Annotated in this window: 18 protein-coding genes; 12 read left to right on the top strand and 6 right to left on the bottom strand. The window is 59.1% G+C overall.

Annotated features, from left to right (window positions below; all coding sequences use genetic code 11):
- Positions 1 to 454: 454 nt before the first annotated feature.
- The 5 genes from fixJ to JEY66_RS33560 all read right to left on the bottom strand — a co-directional run bounded on the left by fixJ (position 455) and on the right by JEY66_RS33560 (position 3,860).
- Positions 455 to 1,060, bottom strand: coding sequence for a response regulator FixJ (gene fixJ, locus JEY66_RS33580; RefSeq protein ID WP_016841969.1), 606 nt, complete (start codon positions 1,058 to 1,060; stop codon positions 455 to 457).
- Positions 1,057 to 2,487, bottom strand: coding sequence for a PAS domain S-box protein (locus tag JEY66_RS33575; RefSeq protein ID WP_016841968.1), 1,431 nt, complete (start codon positions 2,485 to 2,487; stop codon positions 1,057 to 1,059). The genes fixJ and JEY66_RS33575 overlap by 4 nt, the downstream gene beginning before the upstream one ends.
- 114 nt (positions 2,488 to 2,601) lie before the next feature.
- A complete protein-coding gene (locus tag JEY66_RS33570) occupies positions 2,602 to 2,835 on the bottom strand; it encodes a hypothetical protein (protein ID WP_311990172.1) in 234 nt (77 codons plus the stop codon).
- A 52-nt stretch (positions 2,836 to 2,887) separates the two neighbouring features.
- Positions 2,888 to 3,088 carry a hypothetical protein gene (locus tag JEY66_RS33565; RefSeq protein WP_018270235.1) on the bottom strand — a complete coding sequence of 67 codons (201 nt, stop codon included), beginning with the start codon at positions 3,086 to 3,088 and terminating at the stop codon, positions 2,888 to 2,890.
- Positions 3,089 to 3,569: 481 nt separating this feature from the next.
- A complete protein-coding gene (locus tag JEY66_RS33560) occupies positions 3,570 to 3,860 on the bottom strand; it encodes a hypothetical protein (RefSeq protein WP_125459131.1) in 291 nt (96 codons plus the stop codon).
- 248 nt (positions 3,861 to 4,108) lie between these two features.
- On the opposite strand from JEY66_RS33560, the gene JEY66_RS33555 reads away from it, so the two are divergent.
- The 10 genes from JEY66_RS33555 (at position 4,109) to ccoS (ending at position 13,060) form a co-directional block, all read left to right on the top strand.
- Positions 4,109 to 4,336 (top strand): hypothetical protein, encoded by a 228-nt coding sequence (locus JEY66_RS33555; RefSeq protein ID WP_075968369.1) that lies wholly within the window; start codon positions 4,109 to 4,111, stop codon positions 4,334 to 4,336.
- Positions 4,337 to 4,722: 386 nt separating this feature from the next.
- Positions 4,723 to 5,055 carry a hypothetical protein gene (locus JEY66_RS33550; RefSeq protein WP_125459132.1) on the top strand — a complete coding sequence of 111 codons (333 nt, stop codon included), beginning with the start codon at positions 4,723 to 4,725 and terminating at the stop codon, positions 5,053 to 5,055.
- Positions 5,056 to 5,122: 67 nt separating this feature from the next.
- A complete protein-coding gene (gene ccoN / locus JEY66_RS33545; RefSeq protein ID WP_026192393.1) occupies positions 5,123 to 6,775 on the top strand; it encodes a cytochrome-c oxidase, cbb3-type subunit I in 1,653 nt (550 codons plus the stop codon).
- Positions 6,776 to 6,783: 8 nt separating this feature from the next.
- Positions 6,784 to 7,518 (top strand): cytochrome-c oxidase, cbb3-type subunit II, encoded by a 735-nt coding sequence (gene ccoO, locus JEY66_RS33540; RefSeq protein WP_018270237.1) that lies wholly within the window; start codon positions 6,784 to 6,786, stop codon positions 7,516 to 7,518.
- Between the two features lie 11 nt (positions 7,519 to 7,529).
- Positions 7,530 to 7,694, top strand: coding sequence for a cbb3-type cytochrome c oxidase subunit 3 (locus tag JEY66_RS33535; protein WP_016841961.1), 165 nt, complete (start codon positions 7,530 to 7,532; stop codon positions 7,692 to 7,694).
- 6 nt (positions 7,695 to 7,700) lie between these two features.
- Positions 7,701 to 8,573, top strand: coding sequence for a cytochrome-c oxidase, cbb3-type subunit III (gene ccoP, locus JEY66_RS33530; protein ID WP_018270238.1), 873 nt, complete (start codon positions 7,701 to 7,703; stop codon positions 8,571 to 8,573).
- A gap of 77 nt (positions 8,574 to 8,650) precedes the next feature.
- Positions 8,651 to 10,120 (top strand): cytochrome c oxidase accessory protein CcoG, encoded by a 1,470-nt coding sequence (ccoG, locus tag JEY66_RS33525; RefSeq protein WP_026192394.1) that lies wholly within the window; start codon positions 8,651 to 8,653, stop codon positions 10,118 to 10,120.
- Between the two features lie 22 nt (positions 10,121 to 10,142).
- The gene (locus JEY66_RS33520; protein ID WP_016841957.1) at positions 10,143 to 10,643 is read left to right on the top strand and encodes a FixH family protein; all 501 of its coding nucleotides are present in this window, start codon (positions 10,143 to 10,145) and stop codon (positions 10,641 to 10,643) included.
- Between the two features lie 12 nt (positions 10,644 to 10,655).
- A complete protein-coding gene (locus tag JEY66_RS33515) occupies positions 10,656 to 12,842 on the top strand; it encodes a heavy metal translocating P-type ATPase (protein ID WP_016841956.1) in 2,187 nt (728 codons plus the stop codon).
- Positions 12,842 to 13,060 (top strand): cbb3-type cytochrome oxidase assembly protein CcoS, encoded by a 219-nt coding sequence (gene ccoS, locus JEY66_RS33510; RefSeq protein WP_018270241.1) that lies wholly within the window; start codon positions 12,842 to 12,844, stop codon positions 13,058 to 13,060. The genes JEY66_RS33515 and ccoS overlap by 1 nt, the downstream gene beginning before the upstream one ends.
- Before the next feature lie 1,863 nt (positions 13,061 to 14,923).
- On the opposite strand, the gene JEY66_RS33505 is transcribed toward ccoS, so the two are convergent.
- The gene (locus tag JEY66_RS33505; RefSeq protein WP_018270242.1) at positions 14,924 to 15,475 is read right to left on the bottom strand and encodes a MarR family winged helix-turn-helix transcriptional regulator; all 552 of its coding nucleotides are present in this window, start codon (positions 15,473 to 15,475) and stop codon (positions 14,924 to 14,926) included.
- An 859-nt stretch (positions 15,476 to 16,334) separates the two neighbouring features.
- Between JEY66_RS33505 and noeE the strand changes: the two genes are divergently transcribed.
- On the top strand, positions 16,335 to 17,429 hold the full coding sequence (gene noeE, locus JEY66_RS33500) for a nodulation protein NoeE (protein WP_334453155.1): 1,095 nt from the start codon (positions 16,335 to 16,337) through the stop codon (positions 17,427 to 17,429).
- A gap of 119 nt (positions 17,430 to 17,548) precedes the next feature.
- The gene (locus tag JEY66_RS33495; protein WP_016841951.1) at positions 17,549 to 17,698 is read left to right on the top strand and encodes a hypothetical protein; all 150 of its coding nucleotides are present in this window, start codon (positions 17,549 to 17,551) and stop codon (positions 17,696 to 17,698) included.
- Positions 17,699 to 17,771 lie beyond the last annotated feature (73 nt).

Here is a 17,771-nt window from a genome sequence, read left to right as displayed (position 1 = left end):
CGTGCACAGCGATTTTTGCTGCACAGATTAGGGGGCGGCCCGAGATCGCGGATGCCGTCGATTCTCCCCGTTGCCTGCTCGACATTCACCCTCATCGACAACAGGTACACTGAGAGGATCGCCAGTACGGAAGATGATGTGCGGCTGGTTAGTCCGCGGTCAAGCCGAATACGCCAATGCTCAAGCCTCTCCAACGGCTGCCGGGGGATCAATCAGCAACATGAGAGGACATTGTCGCAGACGGAGAGCGGGCGCAGCGCGACGTGCGGGTGCATCGTTCGCTGGGCTCGTCTTGATTTTCTCCATTGCCGGTCTGTGGCCTATGCTCAAGGCTCCGCTGGACAATGCGTTTTTAAGGCGCGCCATGCTCGCGATTGAGGATCATTCCTGGACGAATTCTCCAAGATCTTTCGAGCCCTTGTTCGTCGCCTGGACCGTGCCGCTCGCGCCCCTGCTAGAATCCTGCGGCGATGGCAATCCGCATCAACTCAGACATGCTGCGTACATTGGTCTTGGCCATCAGGTTGGCGCGATAAACCTCGACCGTCCGGGGGCTGATGCCAAGATCATGGGCGATTACCTTGTTGATCTTGCCGGCTAATAGTCCCTGCAGGACGTCACGTTCGCGCGACGAGAGGTCGGCAAGGCGCCCTTCTGCCTGCAGTTTCGCTGCGTCATCGTCTGGCTTCGTTGGCCGCGCTTCCAAAGCAGCGTTGATGGCACGCAACAGCACCTCATCCTCGAACGGCTTCTCGATGAAATCGACCGCACCCGCTTTCATCGCTTCAACTGCGAGTGATACATCACCATGACCGGTTATCAGGACGACCGGACAGTCGAGGCGATCGGCCTTCAGCTTGCGGACCAGTTCGAGGCCGCTCATTCCTGGCATGCGGATGTCTGATACAACGCAGTCGATCGGACCGCTTGCAATGTCATTGAGAAACTCGGTCGCGGTCTCGTAGGTTGCTACCCAGAAACCACTAATATCAAGCAGAAACGCCAGCGAATCCCGCATCGCGGCTTCATCGTCGATCACAAGAATGCGCCGCCCGGTCATGCTTCTTCACCGACGTCCGCAAATGGCAGCGTGAACTGAAAGATCGTGCCGCCACCCGGATTTGCTTCCGCCACGATGTGGCCGCCATGGGATTCCACGATTGTCCGGCAGATTGATAGTCCAACACCCATGCCGTGTTCCTTCGTCGTGACAAAGGGTTGGAACAGGCGGTCGGCGACATCAGGGCTGATACCGGAACCCGTATCAGCAACGGTAAACCTGGCGAGACCATCGACCTTGCTGACTCCGACGGTCAATTCGCGGCGCGGACAGGAAGCCATCGCCTCGATCGCGTTGCGTATCAGGTTCAGAGCGACTTGCTGGATCTGGATCTTATCTACGATCATTGACGGCAGATCGCGGTCGCTGCGCATTGTCACCCGCACGCCTTGCTCCTTGGCGCCGAGCAGGGCCAGCGCTACAGCCTCTTCAAGTAGCGTGAGCGGATTTTCCACAGAATGCTGCGTCTCGCCTTTGGCAACGAACTCCCGCAAGCGCTTGATGATATCGCCGGCGCGCAGAGCCTGTTGGACGGCGTGTTCGAGTGCATCACCAATGCGATTGGCGTTCGGCTTGTCTGACGCCAGCAGAGCCTTTGCGCCGCGCATATAGTTTGTGATGGCGGAGAGCGGCTGGTTGATTTCATGGGCAATAGACGATGCCATCTCACCCATGGCTGTTAGCCGCGACACATGGACGAGTTCGGACTGCAGCTCCTGCAGCCGCCGTTCCTGCGCCCGCCGTTCGGTTAAGTCTCGGATAAAGCCGGTGAAGAAGCGTTCGCCGCGCACTTTGGCCTCGCCGACGGCAAGCTCCATCGGAAAGGTCGAGCCGTCGCTCCGCTCGCCCACCACGATGCGACCGATGCCAATGATGCGCCGCTCGCCGGTGGTCAGATAACGTTCAATGTAGCGGTCATGCTCGGCCCGGTAGGGCTGCGGCATCAACTTGGATACAGTCTTTCCAACCACTTCGTCCGGCAACCAGCCAAATAAACGCACTGCCGCGGCGCTGAACGAGCGAATGATACCCTTCTCGTCAATGACGATCATGGCTTCCGGTACGGTGTCCAGGATCGACTGCAGATGAGCTTGCCGATACCGCGCCTGCTCCGATTCCTGCCGCAGCCGGTCGCCCATGAAGCCAAGCATGGGACCTAGTACCGCAAATGCGGCAATATCGATCATGTTTGCGGAAACGGTGATGAGGCTTTTCCCAAGAAATGCCGCGCTGATGACGAGGCAGAGCAGGGTCGCGAAGCTCGCTGGTCCGCGGCCGCCGGCGAAAGCGGCAAAAACGATCGCCGGAAGGTAGATGATCGTAAATGAGCGGTCATCGAGATACGGATTGAGCGCCGCGCGGAGCACGAGGGCGAGCGCGGCGGCTGCCGCGGCAGTACCATAGCGATACCAGATGTGGTCGGACATATTTGCCGGCAGACCCTCTTATGAGATCGATCCTACATCGTTTGGCCGCGGGAGGGCCACCGGAGGCAGATGCGCGTCAATTCGCGCCGTTATATTGTTGCAGGATAGCCATCGCTATTTGAACCAAATGCGCCAGTGCGTGGGCTGCACAGCGACGTGTTCTCCGGTCTTCGCCTTGATCCAGCCGCCAAAGATGCGGCGGCAAGGGAAGACCAGCCGATGAATGGTATTACCCTCGATCACGCCAATCTCAAGGTCGCGATCGAAGGGCGCCGTCTCGATCCGCTCCCACGTCACGTTGCCATTAGATCCTGGACGGTGTTCATCGCCGCCGACTGACAAATTCAAGTAACCTTTCAGACAGTACGAACCACATCGCTTGTCCGCCCCGCGACCTGGTTCAGCCCAATATTGCGCAGGCGGCGCGCGGTTCGATCGCAGCAGTCGCCGCCTCGGGTCTGTCGGCGGAGGCATCGTCGAACCCATCGTGCTGGGTCATGGCCCTCTTGCCGATCCAAATATCGGGATTGATGCTACGAAGCACCTTGCCACCTTCGGTCGAACTGATTCGAACCTGCTCAAGCCTTCCCCGGTTGGTCATGATCGGGTGTTTGCAGAAACTGGACTGGACCGCGGCCCACAATTGAGCCCCTCGCCGAGCGAGTTTCGCCGTGGCCTGTCATATCGAACATCCTTTGTTGGTGGGACATCTCCTTGCTACGGCGTCGGTCGTGGGACGGATCGGCTAGCTGCGCTCGGCCCCGCGCGTCGGGCCGGTCCGCGGGTCGATGACGTGGACACCATCGCAGGCGATGCAGGTTACCGGGTGCAGGTCGTTGGCGCTTGGCTCGACTGCGTCGTTCGGCAGCAGTGCTTGAACACGGTCGCCCGTATTTGAGCACGAAAAGATGATGGGGCGCCAAGTCTTTCTGTGAGCCATATGTCTGACCTTGACTGGAGATCGTTTCTATCGCTCGGCCGCCGCTGAAGTATTGATCCAGGTCAAAAAAAGCGATGCGCGTCTAGAACGACCGACGGCGTATGGCTGCCGCGAGCAGGACAGGGGCCAAACATGTTCCCGTTCAGATGATTTGCTCGCCTCGCGCCTTGATCCCGACAAGCCCTGGAACGGCCGGATTGATGGAAATCAAAATAGAGGCGATGCAATCATGCGAATGTTGAAGCGCACTGGACGCGCATCGGACCATGACACACGTGTCATCAATGATGCGAGAGGCGCAAAGGAGACCCTTAGTGATTGCTCGCCTCGCATTGTCGGTGGTCTTGCCGGCGCTGATCGCAGCCATAGGCTTTGGCGCGGAAGCCCTGAACCTTGGCCTTATCGAAACCTTGGCTGCGGCGAGCTTGGTCATCGGCTTTGCCATTGCGGCGGCAGGGTGGGTCGTCAGGCGCGAGATAGGGGCGGTTCGCCCCATTTGCTCACGATCACGGGGACGCAGGTCTGGCTAACGACATGCCGGGCCGCCAGCACGCGTCAGAACAGTCTCTGTCACGGTAAGTGACCGATTACTTTGGATGCTGCTTGAGACAAATCAAATACTCTCCGCGCGCTAATGGCAGAATAGGCACGGATAAGCAAACCCACCGCAAGAGGGTAGTCATGCCTTCATTTAACGTTCGCTTCATTAAGACCGTCTGTGACGATACCGGCCACGAGCATCGTGCCTGTCAGGCAGCGTTCAAGGTCGATGCCGCATCGCTGAGTGCTGCTGCACAGCAAGCGGAGAGCGACTTTTGCAAGCAAAAAGGTGTCCGCGATTGGACCATTTTCGCGGATGCGATGGAGCTTCGAACCCCGCCTGCGTTGCCCCCGGCATGGGGCGGCTAGCCTGAGTTCGGCTAGCGCAGGTCCTTGCGAATTTCATGGCGATGGTCAATCCGCGAGTTCAAGCGCGATCTTTTAAAACATCGCGCCGAGTCGATTCGAAGGAGCTCGCGATGCTGTCGCTAATGCGGCAGGCGGGCTGTTGCCCGCAACACGAAATGGGCCTCGGCGCAGTCTCGCAGGCGCCCCGGGGTAGAGCGATCCGGATCGAACGATTTGCTCTTACATTTGATGCAGGTCAAAAACAAACCTGCCTCCAGCAGCTATGGCTGCTTCGAGGGACATGACACATGGTCAGCCAACCTGCACATATCGGTAGTCCTTGGCGGTTTAGGAATTTGCTCAGCCGATTGCGAGCGAGCCTGTCTCGGACGTCCGAGCTGGCTTGCTTGAGCCCGCAGGACATCGATGCGATCGCGCGCGAGCTTAATCTGTCTACATCCGCTTTTCGAACCCTGGCACAAAGTCCGGGCTCTCCCGAACTCTTGAGCAAGCGCCTCGCACTTGCCGGTTTTTCCGAGCATGCGCTTGCCGCCCGCCATGGCGACGTACTGCGCGATCTGCAGCGAGTATGCGGCCTATGTCAGGCCAAAGCCCGTTGCGTCGCCAACCTCCAAACAGGGAACTATCGAAATCCGCTGAAAGACTGCCCCAACGAACAAACCCTGCGCGCGCTCGGTCGTGAGGTCGACGACGGCCTCCCGCAGCGCTTTTGCGATTGATGAACCCAATCGCTTAGCTCGCCGGAAATAATTCCCCAAGCATCCCGCTTTCAAAGAAGGCCAAGCCATGACAAGCCCATCCTTTGCCTCGAAATCCACGACGATGGGTGAAGCAGGCCTGATGTCGGTATTTGCAGTTTCTGCCTACGTCTTCTTTTTCGCCGGAGCGATGGGGCACGATTCTGCGTTTACCTTCCACGCATTGCTGGCTTCCGCCGCCAGTCTGACCGCAACGGGCGTCATCCTCAATCGCTACTACGAACGGCCGGCGCAATTACCGCCGGCGCAGATCAATGGCCGACCGAACTACAATCTCGGTCCGATCAAATTCGCCTCGGTGCTGGCGATGTTCTGGGGCATTGCAGGCTTTTCCATCGGTCTGCTGATCGCCTCGCAACTTGCCTGGCCTGCACTGAATTTTGATTTGCCCTGGGCGAGCTTCGGTCGGCTCCGGCCCTTGCACACATCGGCTGTGATCTTTGCGTTCGGCGGAAACGTGCTCATCGCGACCTCGTTCTACGTCGTGCAAAAGACCTGCCGCACCCGCTTGGCTGGCGATCTGGCGCCATGGTTTGTGGTCGTTGGCTATAATTTCTTCATTCTGATCGCAGGCACTGGCTATCTGTTCGGTGTCACCCAGTCGAAGGAATATGCCGAGCCGGAGTGGTACGCCGATCTCTGGCTCACCATTGTCTGGATCACTTATCTCATTGTGTTCGTGGCGACACTGTTGAAGCGGAAGGAGCCGCATATCTTCGTCGCCAACTGGTTCTATCTCGCCTTTATCGTCACCATTGCGGTGCTCCACCTTGGCAACAATCCCGCATTGCCGGTATCGGTGTTCGGTTCGAAATCCTACATTGCCTGGGGCGGCGTGCAGGATGCCATGTTTCAGTGGTGGTACGGCCATAACGCGGTCGGCTTCTTCCTGACCGCCGGCTTCCTGGCGATCATGTACTACTTCATTCCGAAAAGAGCCGAACGGCCGGTCTATTCTTACCGTCTCTCAATCATCCATTTCTGGGCGCTAATCTTCCTCTACATCTGGGCCGGACCGCACCATCTGCACTACACCGCCCTGCCGGACTGGACGCAGACGCTGGGCATGACGTTCTCGATCATGCTGTGGATGCCCTCATGGGGCGGCATGATCAACGGCATGATGACGCTCTCGGGCGCCTGGGACAAGCTCCGCACCGACCCGGTACTTCGTATGCTCGTGGTCTCGGTTGCCTTTTACGGCATGGCGACATTTGAAGGTCCCACCATGGCAATCAAGGTCGTCAACTCGCTTAGCCATTACACGGACTGGACGGTCGGCCATGTGCATTCGGGCGCACTGGGCTGGGTTGGCTTCGTATCATTCGGCGCGCTGTATTGTCTGATTCCCTGGCTTTGGAATCGACAGCTGTATAGCCTCAAGCTCGTCAACTGGCACTTCTGGATCGCCACGATCGGGATCGTGCTCTACATCTCCGCGATGTGGGTGTCCGGCATCCTGCAGGGGCTGATGTGGCGCGCCTATACTTCGCTCGGTTTCCTCGAGTACTCGTTCATCGAGTCGGTCGAGGCCATGCATCCCTTCTACATCATCCGTGCCGCGGGTGGCGCACTGTTCCTGATCGGCGCGCTGATCATGGCCGCCAATCTCTGGATGACGGTGAATGCGCGGGAAGCTGATCAAATCCAGGACGCTCGAGCGCTCCAGGTCGCGGAATAGGTCATCGCATGTCGCTCTGGAACCGACACAAGATCTTTGAGAAGAACTCGATCATCTTAATCGCTGGCATCCTTGCCGTGATAGCGATCGGTGGCCTGGTCGAGATCACGCCGTTGTTCTACCTCAAGAGCACGATCGAGGCGGTGGACGGCGTGCGGCCGTATACGCCGCTCGAGCTTGCCGGCCGCAACATCTACGTACGCGAGGGATGCTATGTCTGTCACTCGCAGATGATCAGGCCGTTACGCGACGAGGTCGAGCGCTACGGGCATTACTCGCTGGCCGCTGAGAGCATGTATGACCATCCGTTTCAATGGGGCTCGAAGCGGACTGGCCCGGACCTCGCACGTATTGGCGGGAAATATTCCGATGAATGGCACGTCACGCATTTGACCAATCCGCGCGCGATCGTGCCGCAATCGGTGATGCCGGGCTATCCGTCGCTGGCGAACACCGAGGTCGACCTGACCGACATGGTCGCACATCTGCGCACCAATCGGGCGATCGGCGTCCCCTATAGCGAGGACCAGATCAAGAACGCTGTCGCCGACATGAAGACGCAACTCGATCCTGACAGCGCGAACGTCGAATCGTTCCAGAAGCGTTACCCGAAGGCCGCTGTGCGCAATTTCGACGGCAGGGCCGGCAATCCGACTGAACTCGATGCGCTCGTCGCCTACCTGCAGATGCTCGGCACGTTGATCGATTTCAAGCTCTACGACGAAAAAGCCAATCTGCGCTGAAGGATCCTCTGATGAAAGCGGTTATTTCCATCGAGAATCTGGCATCGAGCTTCGTTGTGACGCTCTGGACGCCGCTGTTCGTCGGCATCTTCATAGCCATCGTCGTTTACGCGCTGTGGCCTCGCAACAAGAGGCGTTTTGATTCTGCGGCGCGCATGCCGCTGCGCCGGGACTGACAGATCATGACCGAGCACAACGACATCGATCACATCTCCGGCCGCTCCACGACGGGGCACGAATGGGATGGTATAAAGGAACTCAACACGCCGCTGCCACGCTGGTGGATTCTGAGCTTCTACGCCACAATCCTTTGGGCGATAGGCTACTGGGTCGTTTATCCGGCATGGCCGCTCCTCTCAAGCTACACGACAGGCGTGTTTGATTATTCGACCCGCGCCAGCGTCGTCAACGACCTCGCAAGTCTTGAGGAGCTGCGCGGCGAGAAGATGGCCGTGCTGGGCAAAGCGTCTCTTACCGAGATCGAGAAGGATCCGGCCCTGCTGGGATTGGCTCGCGCGCGCGGCAAGACGGTGTTCGCGGACAATTGCGCGCCATGCCACGGGAGCGGTGGCGCGGGTGCCAAGGGGTATCCGAATCTCAATGACGATGACTGGTTGTGGGGCGGATCGCTCGACCAGATCCTGCAGACCATCCAGTTCGGCGCACGTTCCGGGCATGCCCAGGCGCATGAGGGACAAATGCTGGCCTTTGGCCGCGACGGCATTCTCACGAAAACCGAGATTGTCACCGTAGCAAACTACGTGCGATCGCTGTCAGGCCTGACCACGGCAGCCAAGTTCGATGCTGCGGCCGGCACCAAGATCTTTGCCGAGAATTGCGCGGTCTGTCATGGCGAGAACGCCAAAGGCAATCAGGCGCTCGGCGCACCGAATCTGACTGACCGGATTTGGCTGTACGGCTCGGACGAGGACACGCTGGTCGAGACCATCAGCTATGGCCGCGCCGGCATCATGCCGGCTTGGAGCGGGCGGCTCGATCCCATCACAGTCAGGGCACTTGCCGTCTATGTCCATTCGCTCGGCGGCGGACAATAGGCGAGATGCGCCGCAAAACCTGCGCGCCGGTGACCCAGGATCAACGCGAGCCATCCGCGCCCGATGTCAGGTCGGTCATGAAGCCCACCGTAAACAAGACCGTTTCGCTCGATGAGCCAGTGAGTGACGAGGATGGACCCCTCTATACAGCCCATAGGAAGGTCTATCCGCAGAGCGTCCGCGGTACTTTCCGCACGATCAAATGGCGGCTGATGGTCGTGTGTCTGGGGATCTACTATCTGCTGCCCTTCGTGCGTTGGCATCGCGGCCTCGGCGCTCCCGACCAGGCGGTGTTGCTCGATTTTCCAAACCGGCGGTTCTACTTCTTCTTCATCGAACTGTGGCCCCAAGAGCTCTATTACTTCACCGGTTTGCTCGTGCTTGCTGCCATCGTGCTGTTCCTGATGAACGCACTGGGCGGGCGGATTTGGTGCGGTTATCTGTGCCCGCAGACGGTCTGGACCGACCTGTTCTATGCGGTCGAGCGCTGGGTCGAGGGCGACCGTCGCGAGCGGCTGAAGGCCGCCGCGCGCCCGATGACAGCAGGGCGCGCGGCAAAGCGCGTGCTGAAGCACGCAATCTGGTTGATGATTGCCTGGTGGACCGGCGGCGCCTGGGTGCTCTACTTCGCCGACGCGCCGACCTTGGTGCACGATCTGGCAACGTTCCAAGCGCCCGCAACCGCCTATATCTGGATTGGGATCCTGACCGCTTTGACATATCTGCTGGCTGGCTACATGCGCGAGCAGGTTTGCGTTTATATGTGCCCGTGGCCGCGCATCCAGGCCGCGCTCACCGACGAATGGGCCCTCAATGTCGCCTACAAATACGACCGCGGCGAGCAGCGCTGCTCATTGAAGAAATCATTCGATCTGCGCGCACGCGGCGAAAGGGTCGGAGACTGCATCGATTGTAATCAATGCGCGGCGGTCTGTCCGACCGGGATCGATATACGAAATGGCGCCCAGCTGGGCTGCATCCAGTGCGGGCTGTGCATCGATGCCTGCGATGCCGTCATGAAGAAGATCGGGCGCAAAAGCGGCCTGATCGGTTACGACAACGACATCAATATCCGCCGGCGGATGGACGGCAAGCCGGAGCTGTTCAAGCCGGTGCGCCCGCGCACGCTCGTTTATGCCTTTTTGATCACGATCATCTGCGCGGTGATGGTTTATGAGTTGTTGTCGAGAACGATGCTCGATCTCAGCGTTCTGCATGATCGTAATCCCATGGCTGTCAGACTCAGCGATGGATCGGTTCGCAACGCCTATACCGTGCGTTTGCTCAACAGGCGCGACTTCGATCGGGTAATCGCGATCGACATCGATGGGCCGCCCAAGACGTCCGTCCACGTCGTCGGCGCCGATTCGGTGACCGTGGATCGGCCGATGATCGTCCTGGCTCGCGATACGACGACAGAACTGCGTGTGCTGTTGACGGCGCCGGTTGACGGCATGGCGGAACGCTCGATGCCGGTGAGGTTTCGGGTCACCGACCTTGGCCTCGGCGAGGTCGCCTCCGCATCGGATCATTTTGTTCTCCCCTGACGATCACTGACGGGATGTGACCATGACCGCATCAAATCAAGTCACGTGGCCCATTACCGGGCGCTTCGTCCTGATCGCGATCCTTGCGTTCTTTTCGGTCGTGATCGGCGCCAATCTGGTCATGATGCGCTTTGCCATCGTTACGCTGCCGGGGACGGAGGTTGACAGCGCCTATCGTGCGAGCCTCGCCTATCAGCGCGAGATCATCGCGGCACGGCAGCAGAACGAGCGAAACTGGCAGGTGCAGGTATACATCCACCGGCAGTCGGATGGTGAAGCTGAGCTTGCGATCGAGGCGCGCGACCGCCTAGGTGCGCCTCTCGCCGGAATGAATTTCGTGGCCCGCCTCGAGCGCCCGGTCGACCGCCGGGCCGATCGGGCGATTGATGTCTCGCAGGCCAATGCTGGGATCTACCGCGGCAGCGCCTCGGGCGTCGCTGTCGGACAGTGGGATCTCGTGATCGAGGGCGACGATGACGACCGCCGCATGTTTCTGTCGAAGAACCGCATCGTCCTGAATTGAGAGCGTGTGCACATGCAGTCCGACATCGACTTTTCTCACTTTCTGAAGAGGACAGGCGCGGGCCGTCTCCAGCTTGACCTTGCGGTGGAGGGGATCAGTTGCGTGGGCTGCATGGGCAAGATCGAGCGCAATCTGTCGAGCATTCCGGATGTGACCTCGGCACGCGTGAACCTCACCGATAATCGGCTGGCGCTCGAATGGAAGGCCGGAGCCCTCGATCCAGCTCTATTTGTCAAGCGGCTCGCCGAATTAGGCTATAGGGCATATCCGTTCCAGCGGGACAATGCGGAGACGCTGGAGGCGGAGAGAGCGCAGGAATTGCTGCGGCGGCTGGGCGTCGCCGCCTTTGCCGCGATGAACGTGATGATGCTGTCGATCCCGGTATGGTCCGGAAATGTCTCGGATATGCTGCCGGAACAGCGCGACTTCTTTCATTGGCTCTCCGCGCTGATCGTCCTGCCGGCCGCGGCTTATTGTGCGCAACCATTCTTCTCTTCCGCTTTTGCCGTGCTGCGGGCGCGCGGAACCAATATGGACGTTCCGATCAGCATCGGCATTCTGCTCGCCCTGGCGACATCGCTGATCGAGACCATCGCTCATGCCGAGCACGCCTATTTCGATGCGGCGATCATGTTGATCGCCTTTCTGCTCGCAGGTCGCTATCTTGACCAGAACATGAGGCGACGCACCCGCGCCTTCGCCAGCAACCTTGCAGCACTCAAGGCGGAGACTGCGGCGAAGTTCATTAGCCCGACCGAGATCAGAACCGTTCCGGTGGCGGCGATCAAGCCGGGGGACATCGTGCTGGTGCGCCCCGGCGAATGCTGTACAGTCGACGGCAACGTGATCGAGGGAAGCTCCGAGATCGATCAAAGCCTTATTACCGGCGAGACTTTGCCGGCGATCGCGACGCCCGGCAGCGCGGTGTTCGCCGGCACATTGGTACGGTCCGGCACCCTGCGCGTCCGTGCAGCGGCGACCTCGGACGGCACACTGCTTGCTGAGATTTCCAGGCTGCTCGATCATGCCCTGCAAGCGCGCTCGCGCTATCTGCGCCTCGCCGAACGCGCGTCGCGACTCTATGCGCCGATCGTTCACATCACGGCCTTCCTGACCATGCTGGGTTGGCTTGCCTCTGGCGCCACCTTTCATAATTCGGTGGTCACGGCGATCGCAGTCTTGATCATCACCTGCCCCTGCGCGCTGGGTCTGGCTATCCCCGCGGTGCAGACGGTGGCCGCCGGCGCACTGTTCCGTTCCGGCGTGCTGCTCAATGCCGGGGATGCAATCGAGCGTATCGCCGAGGTGGATCGGGTGATCTTCGACAAAACCGGGACGCTGACGCTGCCTGAACTCGATGTCGCCAATCTCGCTGGCATTCCCGAGGATGTCGTCAAATTGGCGGGCCGGCTGGCGCTGTCGAGCCGCCATCCGGTCGCCGCCGCCCTGGCGCGTGCTGCCGGCGCAAACGAGCCGTTGGCCGATATCGAAGAGGAGCCGGGACGGGGCGTCCGCGGTTACTATGAGGGCGCGCCGATCCGGCTGGGCCGCCCCTTGTTCTGCGGCGCTGACAGCCTCGCTGACGAGATCCTGTGCCATGATCCCGAGGCCTCCGTCGTCGCGTTCAGCCACGGCGAGGCGAGGCATGTCTTTGCCATCAGGCAAAGGATGCGGCCGGACGCGGTCGAGGTCGTCACAAGCCTCGCACGCCTTGGCATCATGGTGGAGATCGTTTCCGGGGATCGCGAGCCGGCTGTTCGGCGGGCGGCCGAGACGCTTGGCATTCACAAGTGGCGGGCCAACGTCTCGCCGACGGACAAGGTCGCCCGGGTCGAAGATCTGACGAGCAGGGGATACAAGGTGTTGATGGTCGGCGATGGCTTGAACGACGCGCCCGCGCTCGCAGCAGCCCATGCCTCGATGTCGCCTGTCACCGCTACCCATATGAGCCAGGCGGTCGCTGATGCGATCTTCCTCGGTGCGCATCTTGGGCCCGTGATAAAGGCGGTCATTGCCTCGCGCGGGGCGCTGCGGCTGATGCGGCAGAATCTCTGTCTTGCTGTCGTCTACAACGTCCTGGCTGTGCCCGTTGCGATCGCCGGCTTGGTGACGCCGCTGATTGCCGCCGCGGCAATGTCATGCTCGTCGGTGCTGGTCATGCTTAACGCGCTGCGGGCGCGAAGAGGCGAGGCCCTCTGATGGAAGTGCTGATCTATCTGGTTCCGCTCGCCCTTTCACTCGGCTTCCTCGGTCTGCTTGGCTTTCTGTGGTCGCTGAAGAGCGGCCAATATGACGATCTCGACGGCGCGGCCTGGCGCGCCATCGCCGATGAGGAGCCCGATCAGCCTCCAGTGCCGGTCCAAATAGTGCCAACGGACCAGCGCATTTGTGGAAGCGGGCGTCGACGCGAGTACTAACTCGCCCGTCCAGGCGGTCCACCGCCGCAACTGTGGGACAGGCGAAGGTCGGACGGTTAGCAGCCTGTTGATGGCGGCAGGGCGCCGTGATCAGCAGCGGCTGCTCAGTGGCCCACTCGCTATCGATGACCATAGTATGAGAGCGCGATGGTGTCTGCCGGATTCAATGCCTGATCCCCTCTGAGCTGGATACAAATCTCGACCCTACCTGAAGTTCTCTGGCTAATCGCAATTCCCTTTCTCATGGTGTTTCAAAGACTTGTAACAACCTGCTAGGTTCCAACAACGATGTGTCAATTAGGAGACTGGATACGCCAATTCATGGCCAAATTTCTCGATACGAAAACCTCCACGAAACTAACAACTGGGAAGGCGCTGTAGCTATTGCTTCTGAACACATGACAGAGCCTTGCACCTTTGCGCGAGGTCTATGCTTGCCTCCTTTTTACGGTCGTCGCTGTGAAAAAACTATGTTAGAAGCCGCTCCTCTCAAAAGGAGCATTCATTGTGAAAAAAGCAACCAAGAAACGCGTTAAGCGGCGCGAGTGGACTAAGGCAGATATCAAAGAACTCAAGGTCCATTCAAAGGCTCGGACCCCGGTCACGAAAATATCAAAAATGACCAAACGCTCTGTCGGTGCGCTACGCCAGAAGGCCTTACATCTCGGAATCGGACTGGGACATCAGCGGTAGCTAATTGGGCTGCGCTGTTGATTGCTACAGTAGGGCGGCTCCCGGGCCGCCCTTATTGGCTGTTGGATTGTGTCGCAACAGCTGGTTCCGCCCAACCGTTGATCAACCAGCTTCGAGCCCGGGTAATTTCCTATCGATTTCAGCGCCGCGATTGTTGCTGCTGTCCGAGAACGTAGCATTGTCGGAGCTTTATAAAGTGAGGTGATCGAATCCAGCGAACTCAGTGAGTACAGTCTGCATTCCTGCTACGACGAACGTCTGGTCTGCTTCTCGGCGTGTACCTGCCAGAGGACTGGCCGCTTGGTTCTGCAGCCGATCAGCTTTGACGAGGTCCCGGAGTCCTCAGCTGGCTGATGAGAGGAGAGCTTCTCACCTACGACGTTAGGGGCGGTTACCTCAACAAGGAGCTTCTCCAACACAGGGCAGGGCGTGTGTGTCCACGATCGGCGGCGCGTCAAAGATCTTCGTGGCTTCGACCGACGATCGATTTGCAGATGAAGATGGGCTTTTCACACCACGTGCTGGGCGGAGCCTGGCGATGGCGGAGCGGCCTCGAGCGTCCGGCATCTTCGATGAGATTTTTGGAAAGCGCTTTGTGGCAATATCTCGGCAAAAAGCTGGTGACACGCTAAGTCACATGAGCCCGCAGATCTAAGCCAGCTCTGCGCGATTTGCTTAAGCGCGAGATTCAGCTCCCGCCACATCGAGGTCTGTACAGACGACGCGCCCGAAACCGCTCAAGAATGTTCAGCTTTCATCAGGGGTCGGCTCGTAGCTACCTCGTTGTTACTGCGACGGTCCCCTTTGGCTGACCACAGTTGAGAAGGTCGTCGTTATGGCCTAAGAGTGGATTCTGCAAAAATTGGGACGCGGCGCAGTCATGGGCCCACGGGTTAGCCGATAGAAACAACCTTGCGAGTGGGGCGTTCCTCGAAGATCATTTGGGCGCAAGAGTGCCCCGCCCAGCCTGCTGGTGAGCTCGAGCTTCGGAACGATACGGCGCGCTCAGCAGCAATAAAAACAGCGCTCGGTTGGCTTGATATCTGGCGGCCGAGCGGCTGCGCCCTGAGCCCGTCATCATCTGCTTGCCCTCGTCGGTATGCACGGACCACAACCACCTTCGTCGGCGCTGCTTCAAGGAAAACTCGAAGACTGGAAGCGTTGACATGGCTACGTGGCATCATTTCTGACGGACGTGCGTTTGGTCTTCGGAAGGCCAGAACCGCTCTCGCGGTAGACCTTCTCCAGACGACGCCTGACTGCAGCCAGCTTGGCAATGAACTCGCTTGATCCGTTAACCCCGAATTCATCAGAAGCGAGCTCATCCAGTGCTTCCTGCCCTGCCAAAGATGCCAGACGTTTACGAGTTTTGGCTGTCAGCGTCATCTGCACGACCCGAGCGTCGCTTGCGCAGTGCTTGCGCCGCAGGAATCCATTTTTCTCGAGCAGCTTTGAATGGGTCGTGACGAAGGAAGGATCGACGTGCATCAACTTTGAAACCATGTTGACGGGGACACCATTCTCTTTCCCCAAATAGGCCACGGCCATCAGGATCATCCACTGTGGCCCGGTGATGCCAAGGACATCGGCTCGGGATCTCGCAAGCTCTTCGAGCCACGCACTGATCGATCTGATCTCCCACATGAACGGCCGGATCGTCTCCAGTTCGTCAGTAGAGGTACTGCCAAGCGCGTTTGCTGGGCCAGGCAAATCCGGCGGCATCGAAGCTCTGGTTCCATCTTTTACCAGCTTGCCTTAGCGCGAATGAGAAGTGGCGACAACGCCGTAAGAGCAGGCAAATCAAATGCTTGGTACGGTACGGACGAAAGGGGAGTGTGCCAATCATGAACTGGCCGGAGCAGTTGCGGCAACAGAGCGCTCATTGTCTTGACGAACCGGCGGCATCCACTTGTCGGGTCGATCCCACACGCCGGTAAGATTGATGCCCCTACCAACGAGACGTCCATGGTCTGCTTCATTGGTTACTCGCCGGCTTGCTCACTCCTTTGCCGGATCATCGAGCGGTCAAAGTCTCGAGCGAGGAACGTTAGAACATCTGCGCCGCGTGTCGCGAAATCTCGACGCGCCATCTTTCCCTCTGATTAAAGGATACGACTTGCTCTTCCCACGCGGTCGGACTGCAATGTCCAGCACCGCGAGCCGTTGGGCGCAGACCATCAGCCTCGATGAGATCGGGCCGATTATGCAGAAAGCGATCGATAAGCGACAAGGCAAGTTCAACGACGAGGTCCGCCGGTGGGCTATCATCGAAGCCAATGCAAATTGCTTCCGAAGCCGAGACGATACGTCTTGACGCTCGGTTGCCTGGGGCTAGTGTCGTCGCTTCACGCCTTCGCCAACAGTGTTGTGTGGTGGTTGCCCGATAAACCGCAGTATAGTCTTCTCATCCGATTCCATATCGGCGGCTTGCCTTCGTATAGTTGAGCGGGCTTTTGGTCACAACTAGCCTTGCGAGTAGGCGGCAGGCTGCCGATTGCAATTGCCAAAAACGCTTGCGCGATTCATCAATTCGACGGATTCAGACCATGAATTGCAGGCGCCTCCCTCCTCGTATGGCAAAGTGTCGCGAGCGATCGGCCGATGGGAAATTGCGCGGCCGCCGTCGTCCTCGAGCGAACAAGTGTGTGGTCCGGGGGGCGCTTTCCTCGAGCGCATCAGGAGCGGTATTTTGAGCCAGGATGCAAACCGCGGGGCCACGGTCTGCTTTCTGCTCGGCCTTCCACGGTCCGGAACGACGCTGTTGGCGCATTTGCTCCAACAGCATCCGGAAATTACAGCTCCACCAGAGCCTTGGCTCATGCTGGCTCTTGAGGCGTTTGGCAGGGTGGACCATCGTCACCCGGCCGGAACATCTCTGATCGAAACGGCAACTTCCGAGTTCTTGGGCAGGATCGATCGCGCTGCCGTCAGCCGTGCCTTTGCGGATGCGGCGTACGGTGCGTATCTGTCCTCGGCGGGCAAGCGCATCATCGTGGACAAGACACCACGCTACTGGATGGTGCTCGACTATTTGGATCTTCTTTATCCTGAGGCGCCGCATATTCTTCTGATGCGCAATCCCTACGCCATTGCCGCATCCCTGAAGTCGACTTGGGGAGTCCCCCTTCAGGCGAAAAGCTCCCGTTCGGTCAGCTTGTCCTCGCTTGCTGATCTCATGCTCCGCCTGCCTGACGTTATTGCCTCTTCGCTTGCTGATCTGGTTCTCGGCCTGCCCAAACTCGCTGCGCACCGCGATCGCCGGCAGACGATGGTGGTGCAGTACGAACGCCTGGCGGCGTGTCCGGAGGAGGAAATCCAGCGTCTCATCGCTGGCCTTGGCTGTGATCCAAAAGACACCGCAGCTACGTCGACGGCTCGGGCCGATTATCTTCACTCCAGCAGCTTTGGAGATCGGAAAATCCTTGAAAGAAGGACCGTCGATGAGAAGTCTGTCGACGCGTGGCAGGTCCAATTGAGCGTCGAAGAGATGCAAACGATAACCGATCTGATCGGCGTCGAGCTGATGATACAGCTCGGATATGAAGCGGAATTGCGGTGGTTGATAAAGGGCGCGAGGTCACCGAGCTATATCGTCAGATATTTCGAATGTGGTGGGATCTGCGCCTCAGCAAGGAACGGGCATGGTCGAGCATTTCAGCCAACCCCGGTAAGCTGACCCCTGGCATTCGGCGGCCAATCGAGAACTCATGCTCCACACCAAATGCGTCCACAGGGCACGATGCGCAGCATCTATCCGGAACCGACTTCGACCAAAATCAGGAGCTGACGAGTTCGATGGAGGCGCAGTTGCGCATGGCACTCTTGGCTTCGGAATCGGATCGAGGTGCACTGCAAGAGGCCGTTCGGCATCGCGACGCCGTTATCGAGGCGCTGCGGGGCGAGATTGTGCGGCTCAAGGAGGGGAGCAACAATCACGAGCGATGATCCTCCCAGGACTATGGTCAAAATGTGCTGCCTGCCTTATCGAGCTCGTTGTCTAGCTGGCAAGCGGAAGTAA

The sequence above is a fragment of the Bradyrhizobium elkanii USDA 76 genome, assembly GCF_023278185.1.
Classification (GTDB): Bacteria; Pseudomonadota; Alphaproteobacteria; order Rhizobiales; family Xanthobacteraceae; genus Bradyrhizobium; species Bradyrhizobium elkanii.
This window is presented reverse-complemented; position numbering and strand designations above follow the sequence as displayed.

What these genes read in the sequence shown, in the direction of transcription:
- fixJ (WP_016841969.1), bottom strand. Translation starts at nt 1,060, where the DNA reads ATGACCGGGCGGCGCATTCTTGTGATCGACGATGAAGCCGCGATGCGG.
- JEY66_RS33575 (WP_016841968.1), bottom strand. Translation starts at nt 2,487, where the DNA reads ATGTCCGACCACATCTGGTATCGCTATGGTACTGCCGCGGCAGCCGCC.
- JEY66_RS33505 (WP_018270242.1), bottom strand. Translation starts at nt 15,475, where the DNA reads ATGCCGCCGGATTTGCCTGGCCCAGCAAACGCGCTTGGCAGTACCTCT.
- JEY66_RS33535 (WP_016841961.1), top strand. Translation starts at nt 7,530, where the DNA reads ATGAAAGCGGTTATTTCCATCGAGAATCTGGCATCGAGCTTCGTTGTG.
- ccoO (WP_018270237.1), top strand. Translation starts at nt 6,784, where the DNA reads ATGTCGCTCTGGAACCGACACAAGATCTTTGAGAAGAACTCGATCATC.
- JEY66_RS33515 (WP_016841956.1), top strand. Translation starts at nt 10,656, where the DNA reads ATGCAGTCCGACATCGACTTTTCTCACTTTCTGAAGAGGACAGGCGCG.
- ccoP (WP_018270238.1), top strand. Translation starts at nt 7,701, where the DNA reads ATGACCGAGCACAACGACATCGATCACATCTCCGGCCGCTCCACGACG.
- JEY66_RS33555 (WP_075968369.1), top strand. Translation starts at nt 4,109, where the DNA reads ATGCCTTCATTTAACGTTCGCTTCATTAAGACCGTCTGTGACGATACC.
- JEY66_RS33560 (WP_125459131.1), bottom strand. Translation starts at nt 3,860, where the DNA reads ATGACCAAGCTCGCCGCAGCCAAGGTTTCGATAAGGCCAAGGTTCAGG.
- ccoN (WP_026192393.1), top strand. Translation starts at nt 5,123, where the DNA reads ATGACAAGCCCATCCTTTGCCTCGAAATCCACGACGATGGGTGAAGCA.
- ccoS (WP_018270241.1), top strand. Translation starts at nt 12,842, where the DNA reads ATGGAAGTGCTGATCTATCTGGTTCCGCTCGCCCTTTCACTCGGCTTC.
- JEY66_RS33520 (WP_016841957.1), top strand. Translation starts at nt 10,143, where the DNA reads ATGACCGCATCAAATCAAGTCACGTGGCCCATTACCGGGCGCTTCGTC.
- ccoG (WP_026192394.1), top strand. Translation starts at nt 8,651, where the DNA reads ATGAAGCCCACCGTAAACAAGACCGTTTCGCTCGATGAGCCAGTGAGT.
- JEY66_RS33565 (WP_018270235.1), bottom strand. Translation starts at nt 3,088, where the DNA reads ATGACCAACCGGGGAAGGCTTGAGCAGGTTCGAATCAGTTCGACCGAA.
- JEY66_RS33495 (WP_016841951.1), top strand. Translation starts at nt 17,549, where the DNA reads ATGGAGGCGCAGTTGCGCATGGCACTCTTGGCTTCGGAATCGGATCGA.